Annotated in this window: 13 protein-coding genes; 7 read left to right on the top strand and 6 right to left on the bottom strand. The window is 61.7% G+C overall.

Going from position 1 to position 10145, the window contains the following annotated elements:
• The first annotated feature begins 142 nt into the window (after positions 1 to 142).
• From IE168_RS14275 to IE168_RS14260, 4 genes are all read left to right on the top strand, one after another.
• The gene (locus IE168_RS14275) at positions 143 to 394 is read left to right on the top strand and encodes a hypothetical protein (RefSeq protein ID WP_189499464.1); all 252 of its coding nucleotides are present in this window, start codon (positions 143 to 145) and stop codon (positions 392 to 394) included.
• Positions 395 to 526: 132 nt separating this feature from the next.
• Positions 527 to 967 carry a helix-turn-helix domain-containing protein gene (locus IE168_RS14270; RefSeq protein ID WP_189499461.1) on the top strand — a complete coding sequence of 147 codons (441 nt, stop codon included), beginning with the start codon at positions 527 to 529 and terminating at the stop codon, positions 965 to 967.
• 304 nt (positions 968 to 1271) lie between these two features.
• Positions 1272 to 1754 (top strand): hypothetical protein, encoded by a 483-nt coding sequence (locus IE168_RS14265; RefSeq protein WP_189499459.1) that lies wholly within the window; start codon positions 1272 to 1274, stop codon positions 1752 to 1754.
• Positions 1755 to 1850: 96 nt separating this feature from the next.
• Complete coding sequence (locus IE168_RS14260) at positions 1851 to 2768, top strand: hypothetical protein (protein WP_189499457.1); 918 nt, start codon at positions 1851 to 1853, stop codon at positions 2766 to 2768.
• A 103-nt stretch (positions 2769 to 2871) separates the two neighbouring features.
• Here the strand turns inward: IE168_RS14260 and IE168_RS14255 are convergent, their stop codons facing one another.
• The 3 genes from IE168_RS14255 to IE168_RS14245 form a co-directional block, all read right to left on the bottom strand.
• Entirely contained in the window at positions 2872 to 3210 is a 339-nt protein-coding gene (locus IE168_RS14255; RefSeq protein WP_189499455.1) for an SIMPL domain-containing protein, read from the bottom strand.
• Positions 3194 to 4305 (bottom strand): IS3 family transposase gene (locus IE168_RS14250; protein ID WP_189499453.1). Its coding sequence is split into 2 segments (ribosomal slippage): positions 3194 to 4053 and positions 4053 to 4305, totalling 1113 coding nucleotides; the frame shifts between segments, so codons are not numbered across the junction. Before IE168_RS14250 ends, IE168_RS14255 begins: the two co-directional genes overlap by 17 nt.
• 36 nt (positions 4306 to 4341) lie before the next feature.
• Positions 4342 to 4770, bottom strand: coding sequence for an SIMPL domain-containing protein (locus tag IE168_RS14245; RefSeq protein ID WP_189499451.1), 429 nt, complete (start codon positions 4768 to 4770; stop codon positions 4342 to 4344).
• Between the two features lie 182 nt (positions 4771 to 4952).
• Here IE168_RS14245 and IE168_RS14240 point away from each other — a divergent pair, with 182 nt between their 5' ends.
• The 3 genes from IE168_RS14240 to csrA all read left to right on the top strand — a co-directional run bounded on the left by IE168_RS14240 (position 4953) and on the right by csrA (position 6097).
• Positions 4953 to 5147, top strand: coding sequence for a hypothetical protein (locus IE168_RS14240; protein WP_189499449.1), 195 nt, complete (start codon positions 4953 to 4955; stop codon positions 5145 to 5147).
• Complete coding sequence (locus IE168_RS14235) at positions 5123 to 5662, top strand: alpha/beta fold hydrolase (protein WP_189499447.1); 540 nt, start codon at positions 5123 to 5125, stop codon at positions 5660 to 5662. The genes IE168_RS14240 and IE168_RS14235 overlap by 25 nt, the downstream gene beginning before the upstream one ends.
• A gap of 213 nt (positions 5663 to 5875) precedes the next feature.
• A complete protein-coding gene (csrA, locus tag IE168_RS14230; protein ID WP_189499445.1) occupies positions 5876 to 6097 on the top strand; it encodes a carbon storage regulator CsrA in 222 nt (73 codons plus the stop codon).
• Positions 6098 to 6663: 566 nt separating this feature from the next.
• Here csrA and IE168_RS14225 read toward each other — a convergent pair.
• The 3 genes from IE168_RS14225 to IE168_RS14215 form a co-directional block, all read right to left on the bottom strand.
• Positions 6664 to 7806: a hypothetical protein gene (locus tag IE168_RS14225; protein ID WP_189499443.1), complete on the bottom strand. Its 1143-nt coding sequence runs from the start codon at positions 7804 to 7806 to the stop codon at positions 6664 to 6666.
• 1270 nt (positions 7807 to 9076) lie between these two features.
• Complete coding sequence (locus IE168_RS14220) at positions 9077 to 9688, bottom strand: hypothetical protein (RefSeq protein ID WP_189499441.1); 612 nt, start codon at positions 9686 to 9688, stop codon at positions 9077 to 9079.
• On the bottom strand, positions 9669 to 9989 hold the full coding sequence (locus IE168_RS14215) for a hypothetical protein (RefSeq protein ID WP_189499440.1): 321 nt from the start codon (positions 9987 to 9989) through the stop codon (positions 9669 to 9671). Before IE168_RS14215 ends, IE168_RS14220 begins: the two co-directional genes overlap by 20 nt.
• Positions 9990 to 10145: the final 156 nt, after the last annotated feature.

Here is a 10145-nt window from a genome sequence, read left to right as displayed (position 1 = left end):
GCAACTTTGATCAAATCGAGGTCGATCGAGCGCTCGACGCTGAAATCCAAGCTTCAGGGCGCTTTGATCAGACCTTCCCTAGAGAAGCCGATCCAGAACGCAGCCTCAACGCTCTGCGTACAACTACGAAATCGCTGTCAGAATGGATGCGCTGGACAGGCTGCTCCGGATGCTCGAGGCCCACGGCGACCTGCTGGCCACGACGCGGGCGACTGATCTGGCCGAAGGCACGCTCCCTGCGATCGGCGAGGCGCTCTACGCCCACGCACTCGCCATGCGCGGTATCCTCCACCAGGTGGAGACGCAGCGGTTGGGCGAGGCGCACGGTCCGCAGGGCAGGGTAGGCGAGACGCGGGCTATCTACACCGCAGGCCCGCTGCGCGCGGTGGCCTGAGGCTAAGCCGGTGCCGCGGTACGGCGCGAGCCACCCTCGCCGCCCCGGGCAAGGGTGGATGTTGCGCCCGCCGGCATGCAGCTGTGCTGCACCCGGGGGCGAAGGAACGCGCAGGCGCACGTCTGGACGAGCATGAGTAGCGAAATCGCACGGAGACTGGTTTCAATCCGGGAAAAGGGCGCCATGCGTTCCGCAGACGTGGCGAGCCTGCTGGGCGTCAGGCCGGAAACGGTATCGCGCTGGAATCAGGGGAAGACATTCCCGCGACCGGATGCGCAGAAGAACCTGCTCGCGCTGGAGTTCGTCGTGGACGAGCTCTCGCATCTCTACGAGCCCCAAGAGGCTCGCCAGTTTGATTCGGGTAGACCCGGTGGCAAGCGCACGTCGGCGCTTCCGGCTGTGGTTTCTGGCGCCTGCTGGCCACGCGCTCCCGCCCACGCACCCGCCATGCGCGACATCCTCGATCAAGTGGAGACGCAGCGCCTGGACGAGGCCCCCGACAGGCAGGGCAGGGTGGAGGAACGGCGCGCGCCCTACGCCGTGGCCCCGCTTCGCATGGCGGCGTTCCACTGAGCCTGGCTCGCCGATCCAAGCCCCCTTCATCCTGACGGCGTCGGTCGTGGGCGCCGGACCATGCAGGAAGCAGGGCTGGCGAACTGGGCCCGAAGCCTATGGGTGTGCGGCTTCGCGCCCGGGCACGCGCAGCTCGTGAACCAGTTCGGGGTGCCAAGAAACTGACTGAACTGTGATCAGGGCGCTGAACGTAACGAACCTGAAACAACTCCTGAACGAATTTTGACTGGCTCGTTGTACTACGGTTCATCCTGGAACGGCAGGTGCCGTTTCACTGCGAAAGCGCTTGATCAAGGAGGACGACATGAAAGCAGTTTTGCCCGCGGTGCTCGCAATCATCTTCGCCGGAACGGCCCACGCCGGTGAACCCTTGGCCGAGAGAGACCTGTTGGAACGCGAACTCGCGCATGAGCTCGCTCCCGTGAAATCCATGAGCGATCTGGAGGGGTTGATAGCTTCTGGAATCGAGAAAACGCCACTGCATGCGCTATCCACTGGTGCCCAAGTTCGCTTTCTGCAAAGCCTGGTATTCACGGAGAACGGCTTGGCGAGCTTCTACTACGAAGACATGCAGCGGGAACTGGACGCCACCGAAGCCTATCGGATCCTTTCACTGTTCGGCGCGCAGAACTCGACTCGAGCGATCCCGGGGATCCGCATTGCATCAAAGTCGGACGAGCTCATCATGACACCTGCCGCGGACGGCGGTGATCACGTGGGCTACCTTTGTCACAGCCGCGCAACGTGCATGGAATCGCCCAGCTTCATCTGTACTCTGAACTGCTGATCGCCGTCCTGCCAACGGGACATGCTTCTGGCCCCCTCTGCCAGGTCAAGACGGGGCCGGAAGCCGGCATGCACGCAACAGATCGAGGGCGGTCCGATGGATAAAGCTCGCCAATCGCTTGGTGTCTTCCTCGCCTTATTGTGCGTGCTTAACCTGGCTGTGGCCAGCGTTAGGTCGAGTCCGGAGGAGCAGCGCTTCAATCTGATGCTCAAGGCGGAGCGCGATACTCTTGGACTGCCCTCCACGCAGCGGATGCGAGTCATGGAGGAGACATACGAGAACCTCTTCCCGGGCAGCGCCGACACCGATCCCACCCAGCTGTCCGACGCCGAACTGGGGTTCAACTTTAGATCAACGTACATTGCCGCTCACTTCTCGCGGCGGCTCCACCATTTCGCCATCCTGTCGGCACAGTTGAGCGAACTGGAGTCGCGCGGGGCTGCTAACGAAGATCAGCGTCGGAAACTCCACGAAACAATGATGGCTCTACGGCTGTTCGAGAAGGCCGATGAGTACCGTGCAAGGCATCCGGATCTCGGCCTGCCTGCGATCCCTGAAATCGTGACATCGAAGGTGTTGGTGGATGACGGTCCGCTTGTGTATCGGGTGCATCGGAGTGATTTCAAGCTCATACGGGACACTGCGCCGATCAAGGACGGCATTAGGATCGTTGCGGTCGTTCATCCGTCATGCAATCCATCGCGCCGTGCGCTGTCGGACATCATGCTCGATCGGAGAATCTGGCCAGCAGTACGCAATGTCACCCAGTGGATGACTCCGCAAGGTGCAAGGCTTGATTTCCAACTGCTTCAGAAGTGGAACCGTGAACACTCGGAGGTGGAGATCAAGATCCCGGATTCGGTGCGCGACTGGCCAATGCTGACCGATTGGTCGACGCCACACTTCTATCTCCTGAAGGATGGAGAGGTGGTGGATGAGTTCATGGGTTGGCCGAGCGATGGTGGGAACCAGCAGAGGCTGCTCGAGTTGCTGGGCCGCGGAGGTCTGATCTGAGTGCGGTATCTGTGACGCCGTCCCCCATTTTGAGTAGCACGGCGTCCTGGAGTCCATTTCCCTGAGCGAGGGATTGGACGTGCCCGCGACGGGGATTGATCGGTCACCGCGCAATCTCGAACACCGCCGACGCCCGCTCGGTGAAGTCGATCTTCGGCTGCAGGTAGCGGCCGCTATCGATGCGCGACCCGGTGACCTGGATGCGATCCAGCGCGGTGTTCCCATACCCCTGCGTCTGCATCGAGTTCAGGCTGTTGATGCTGTACACGGGACCAAGCCGGCCGCCGAATGCCGCCGCAAGGCTACCTGCCTTCTCCCGGGCGTCGGCCACGGCACGCACCCGGGCGTGTTCGCGCAGACGTACTTGCTGGCTGAACTTGAAGCTGACGTCGAAGACATCGGTGAAGCCCGCGTAAGCTTCCCCGTCAAGCAGACATTTCAAAAGTAGAACCTTCGGCGGCTTGACGGTACTCGACCGGCGTCATGTCGCCGAGCGAGTCATGGGGACGCTCCTCGTTGTACTCGAGCATCCACCAGTACGCCGCCTCGCGCACGTCGTCGAGGCGGGTGAACAGGTGCTGGTCCAGGACCTCCTCGCGGAAGGTCCGGTTGAAGCGTTCGATGTAGGCGTTCTGGTTGGGCTTGCCTGGCTGGATGTACCGGATGGCCATGCCGTTGAGCTTGGCCCACTGCACGAAGGCCTCGCCCAGGAACTCCGGGCCGTTGTCGGTGCGCAGGACCTGCGGCAGGCCGTGGTCGTGCTTGAGCTGCTCGAAGATGCGGATCAGGCGCGCGGACGAGATCGAGGTGTCGACCTCGATATGCAGCGCCTCGCGGTTGAAGTCGTCGACTACGTTGAAGGTCCGGAAGCGACGGCCACAGGCCAGCGCATCGGCCATGAAGTCGGCCGACCAGACGGTGTCTGGCAGACGCGGGACGTACAGCGGCACGCGTTCGCGCTTGGGCAGCCGCTGCTTGGCCTTGCGACGCAGGTTGAGCTTCATGGCCTTGTACACCCGGTAGATCCTCTTGTGGTTCCAGTCCGGTCGCGCACGACGCAGGACCTTGCAACACTTCCAGAAGCCGCGGCTCGGATGGGCTTCGACCAGCTTGGCCAGCGCCGCGATGATCTCGGCGTCGCGCACGGTCCAATGCTGGGGCGCCTGGTACCACGCGGCCCGCGACAACCCGACGCACTCACAGGACCGGCTCAGCGGCCGCGCATGTACCTCGATCAGGTACCGCACTGCCTCGCGCTTCTGCTCCGGCCCTACAGTTTTTTTGCGATCAGGTCCTTCATCGCTGCGTTGTCGAGCGCCAGTTCCGCGTACATCCGCTTGAGCTTGGCGTTCTCGGCTTCCAGATCCTTGACCCGACGCAGTTCCGAGGCCTCCAGGCCGCCGTACTTCGACTTCCACTTGTAGTACGTCGGCACGCTGATGCCGGCCTGCCGGCAGATGTCCTTGACCGGCACGCCGGCGTCGGCCTGCTTGAGGATCGAGACGATCTGGGTCTCGGTGAAACGGGACTTCTTCATGGAACCTCCTGGCTGGGGAAAACATGCCAGAAAGTTCTACTTATGGGGTGTCTGCGGATCGGGGAAGCTTACGCCCGCCGCAAGCGCGGCGTCCATCCACGCGCCCAGGCGCTCCAGGTCGCCCAGGCGCACCTTCACTTCGCGGCTGGCGACGTGGGCAGTCGGCGGTTGCTGTCGTCGTATTCCTCGTCCTCGCGCAGGGCGAGGTCGGAGGCGGTGATGTCCGTCGGGGGCCACGTCGAAGTCGGGCGCCACCATCAGCAGCGCAGCGACCGCGCCGTCGACCACGCGCTTGGCATCGCCCGCATTGGCGGAGCGGTGGCGCGCGACCATGGATACGGTGGCCGAGTCGGGCGCGACGCTGACCAGACCTTCGCCCTGCACGACGACATGCGGCGCGTCGGGCAGCGGGGTGCCGGCCACTGCTGCGGCAGGGGACAGGCGAGGAGGGTGGCGATCATCCATGTGCGCATGGCGGGGGCTCGTCTTCGGGTGGCAGGAGCCTGCAGCCTACTCGCGCTCCAGCCGTGCAAGCACGGCCGCGGCATGGAACACCCGGTTCCTGGGGCGACGCCCCCGACAGGCAGGGCAGCGTGGAGGAACGGCGCGCGATCTACGCCGTGGCCCCGCTGCGCTACGATGCCCGCATGCCCAGCCTGCTTGACCAGATCAGGGAAGCGCTCGCCGTCTTCGCCAGGCTGCGGGTCCCGCCGGCGCTGGCGCTGGCCGCGCACGACGTGGTGCGTGCCACCCGCGGCGTGCACTTCCTGGTGGACGCCGGGGACGCCGAACGGCTGCATGGGCTCCTGCTGGAGCTGTGGTCCTGCTCGACTCGCCGTTGATCGGCGGACTGAGCGCACGGGTCGTCAAGCTGGGTCGCCTCACCGGTCTCGACCGCCACCTGATGCCGCTCGAACAGACCCGGCGGCGGCGCACGCGCTGGCCGGACGTCGGCTCCGTCATGGCACATTTCGCCGGGAAGCCCGGATTCGGACGCTGGGATCCGCGCGTGCTGCATGACTACGCGAACCATGGCACCGAACTGCGCGACGGAGAGCGCGCGCTGCGCTTTGATCGCGACGTCGAGTACCGGATCTACCAGACCCTGCCAACGCGCAGCATCGCCGAGCTCGCGCGTGAGCTCCCGCTGCCTGTCGGCTTCGTTGCCGGGCGATACTCGCGCGAGATACGGCACATCGGTCTGCGCCACACGCGGCGCGTGGTTGGCGACAGACTCGACTGGATCGATGGCAGCCATTTGTTTCCGATGGAACGTCCCGCCGAGACAGTCTCCACGATTGAATCGCTGGTCGATCGGATGCGGTCCGAAGCGCCTGTATCTTCACCGGATAGCTGACCGGCTCGCCGAGCTGCAACTTTGAGCCCACCCACACGTCAAGAACAGCTGCGTCTATTCGCCGCGCAACAGTGCTCTCGCGGATGCCGCGATCATCAGTTCCAGACAGCACGAAAAGACGCTTCGCTCGTGGCATCATTTATTCAGCGAAATCGGCCATACCGAAAGCCATCACCCGCTTCAAGCACCCGGTCGGCACCTCAGGAGAAATGCATGCTGATTCTTACTCGCCGTGTTGCCGAGACATTGGTCATCGGCGACGAAATCACGCTCACCGTCCTTGGAGTGAAAGGCAACCAGGTGCGCATTGGTATCAGAGCACCCGACGATGTTTCCGTTCATCGGGAAGAGGTCTACCAACGTATCCAACACGACCGTCCCGGTTCGGCCGAGCCCGGGTCGTTGCCGCTTGCGAGCGAGTTGGAGTTGCGTTGATGGCAGCATCACGGGGCGCCGGATTACGCAAACGTTGTCCCTTCTCAAGCCCGGAGGACATTCAACCCATCGCCGAGTTTGGCGATGTGCGTGCCTTGAGGTTCACCGGCCTGCTGGCGCTATAGCCGAAGATACCCGGCCCTTGGCTCTGGACGTGGCGGGCAGGTCGGATGGCAGAGGCTCCAGATCCAACCCATACCGAAGACGACCGGTTGATCTGGCTGAATCGGTACATCAGGTTCGGCACGATCTTGCGAGAGAAGGCGGGGGCTGGACCCCTACTTGTCAATCTGACGCAAGGGCGCGATATCCAGTCACAAGCGCTCGAGAACATCGCCGAGGCGCGTTATTTTGCCGATCAAGGCAACGTGTTGACCTACGCAGGCGCTCCGCATGGAATACCCACGCCTATCGCTACCGCTCTGCTGGATGTCCTTCAGAGCTGACCGATGGGGACGGAAAGAGCGGCGGTTACGGCCGCCGCTCTCTGACCGCAAGCTGGAGTAGGCGCTGACAAATCGGGCCAAGCTGGCCCTAGGTCTGTCTCTACCTGCTCCGGCAGCGTCTCAGGGTGTGGTGAGGACGCTCGCACCAATAGCCGAGAAGCGGTGAGCCGGCATGAAATACATGTCGTTGACAAATTGACCGCTACCACGCCCATGAACGATGCCGAAGGCCACTCCGGAGGTGCCGAACACTGGTCCGCCGCTGTCGCCGTTGATGGTCATCGGCTGGTTTGGTGTCAGATTGCGCACGCGATAGTAGTATCCGACGGTCCCGTTATCAGGATTAGTGACGCCCGCGTTGGTAGACGTGATCTCGCCGCAGGTTTGTCCGGAGGCTCTTCCGTACTTGCATAGAAGAGCTCCAACAATGGGATCATAGGTAGCCTGAATCGAGATCGTGGCCGGAATACTCTGGCCAGTGTAGATGGTATTTGTCCAGGTGTGTCCGGAGGCGGTGAACCACATCTGATCATAGTCGCCGGAGTACATACGGCTAACGGGCTGGTTGAACAGCACATTGTTCACCCTGACACTGGTGGTCCCGCAGTGTCCCGCTGTCACCACACCACGCTGGCTCGGGTTAGATGTCCGGTATACGGTGAAGCCGGAGGTGCACTCCCTGCTACCCGAGACGCGTTGTCCCCCGATGAAGGTTGCGGTGGGTTCCGCTCGCTTGGCTGACTTCACAAGCTTGAGGAAAGGAAGTTTCCTGCTGGTGTCCTCACCAAGGACGTTCTTCGCCGCCGCATCGTCCTCGGTATAGACGATGATGGTGCCTGTGCCGGGCTCAATGTCGATCTCGAACCTAGCCCCAGCTGCTTGCAGAGATCTTGTCACCGAGCCCGCCGCGGCCTGCAGCTCGGAAAGGGATCGGGGCACATCCACTGCTTCGACGGGAATAGAGACGCTAGCCTTGGTCGCTAGCCTCACCGCATTTCCCTTCGCGTAGATTATGAGTTTGAGAGTGGGCTTGTGAACAATCCTCATGCCAGCGAAAGACGGGTCACGCTTGAGTTGATCATGCAGCTCCGCGAGAGTTCCGCTGTCCATGAGGATCAGGCGATCCCTGGCCTCTTCGTAGGTCAGGTCATACGCAGCCGCATACGCCTCCAATACGGGATCCGCATCCTGACCGAATGCGGTCACCGACATGCCGGCGGATGCCAGCGCGAGAATGGATGCCACGAATATTTTCCGTTTCATGGTTTGACTCTCCGTAGGGTATTTGCTGAGGTATACGGCGCTCCGCATTTTGTCGCGAGTGCGTAGTTTTCCACATTGCTGCCCACTGATTCGACGACCCCTCCGCCTATGCGGATATCGTCTCCAGCGAATGCGGACTCTCCGCTGTTCTCGTCGAGTACGCCCGGCTTCCCATACTGGCTGATTAGGCTGAAATGGCTGTGCCAGATGATGGTTTGGAGCGGTTGGCCGCGCATTCGCAGCTTGAAGCACCCCTGCTCATAAACCAGCCCGCCCTCTGCGGCAGCGGTCAGATGGACGACTTCTGCATTCTCTGGCGGAGGCGCGAATCGCACTAGGGAAAGTGCTTCCCCTTGTTGGGTATTCGTATGAACGCAGCCTGCTAACAGCATTGATGCAAGCACGGCGGCTGTCTGAATTGATTTGATGGGACTCTCCTTGTCAAAGCACGCTCGCGTGTGGGCCGTGATAGTGACCTGAAGCGGGTGAGTGCACAGTCCAGAAAGAGCTCAAAAAACACGCTATCTCCACACCGCTGACGCAGTTTCGCGCTGAGACTCGTTCTCCGGCGAGCTCAGGCGTCCTCGGTGGCAGGTTGGCAGAGGACCTGGTGCCGCCATATCCTGGTTCTGGCGTCGGGGCTGCTGGCCTTGGCCTGTCGCGGAAGGGCGTGGTTACCGGCTACCAACCGCCAATCGATAATCACACGCCCAGCGCCTTCAGCCCCAGTTCGAAAATGCAGGCTATGGGTGCCGCCGGCTCGGTAATAGAGATTGGAGCCGGCGAAGGGCGGGCACCGATCCTCTAGTACCCGCACCAGGCGGCCTTCCACCAAGTACGGGGAACGTTCGCCCTTAAGTGGCTAGGCGATGCCCATAGCGTCTATGGCCGCCCGAGCGATCTCCGGCGGGGTTGTCATGGACGCGGCGGCGCCGCGGGAGATGCTGGCGGAGTCGCCGTTTATCGGAACCCGACACCGCCCGTAGTTCTGGTGATATGAGCGAAGGCTCTGGGGCCGTACGCACGAGCCGCACGTCCGTCGGAACATGGGAGAGCCCAGCGCCGCAACCGGGCGCATGACGCCAGCGCGATCGCCAAGCCTCGCTTATCAGGCAGGCGGTGCCTCACGGAGAGACCATGAAGTAGTGCCCGGTTGCGGGATACGCCCTCTCCCCAATCACGTAGACCACTTGGCACGCCGGCTGGATGGCGCACGCTTGTTGCGGGGTCCCGCCACGGGATTCTTCGTGCACGTCGTTCCGCGCTGGCCTCAAGCCGTGGGGTACTTCGGATATACGAGGTACCTACTCAGCGAAGTATCCCAACGCCTGTAGAGAAAGTTGCCCTCGACTAATGCGTTGATCGCACTGACAGCGCGCTGTGCCGTGGTCGCGTCGCAAGGCCCATCTAAAGTCTCGATCAGGCGATAGAGAATCGACCAGGCCAGGCAACTGTCGGTAAATCCGATATCGCCAGCGGCGCCAAAGACCCAACCAAAAATCGTGTTCTGTTTTACCAGGGCCTTGGTCAAGTCAACACTGCCACCCGCGCAACTTGACATCACAAGAATCCGCTGGGGCGTTGCAAACACATCCAGCAAGGCGGCAAGTCCAAGCCAGTCGATGTCAGACATGTCGCTTAACTGGATTCCGACGTCGTTGCCATGGCATGACAGGTGCAACACATCGAATTGCAGGTCGGTGGCTTCCTTGACGCCTCTGATCAGTTGTTGCCTATCCAGCGCGACCCTGTATTGAACTTGGGTGTTCTCAAGCTTGAGCACGTCTCGCGCAGCCCGACCATCCAAGCGGTCGATGTAGAAATCCTCAGCGTTTGGTGATTCGAGGATGAGAACGCGCGGCTTAGCCACCATCACCACCATAGCGTGTGGTGAGCCACTTTTGGACCGCTGCATCGGCGGCCTTCTGGTCAGCAAACTTGGTGGTGTCATAGACGTAGTACGCGTATCCGGCCTCAGGATGATTGACAAATCCAGGGCTCAGTGCGCCAGAGAAGCCTCGTTTCTTCAGTGCGTCTTCGATCCGGCCGACATGGTGGCTGATCGTTTCCCGGTAAGGTGCAAAGTCATGCTCGTCACAGACAAAGCCAACTTTCTTCAATTCCGAGAATGCCAAACTCAAAAAGTGTTCTGTCAGGACAGACTCGACAGGCTGCGATGTCACAACAATGCTCCGGAGGGCGGGGTAGACGGAAAGGCAGAGACGAGGATCTGCCAGTGGTCATACAAACACAATAGGGTTCACCCCCGTTTTCACGGACACTTACGAGAAGGCCGATCGAGGCCATGAGGAGTGTTCATGTCGAAGCGAAGGAAGTTC

It is taken from the genome of Luteimonas padinae (genome assembly GCF_014652935.1).
GTDB classification, from domain to species: Bacteria; Pseudomonadota; Gammaproteobacteria; order Xanthomonadales; family Xanthomonadaceae; genus Luteimonas; species Luteimonas padinae.
This window is presented reverse-complemented; position numbering and strand designations above follow the sequence as displayed.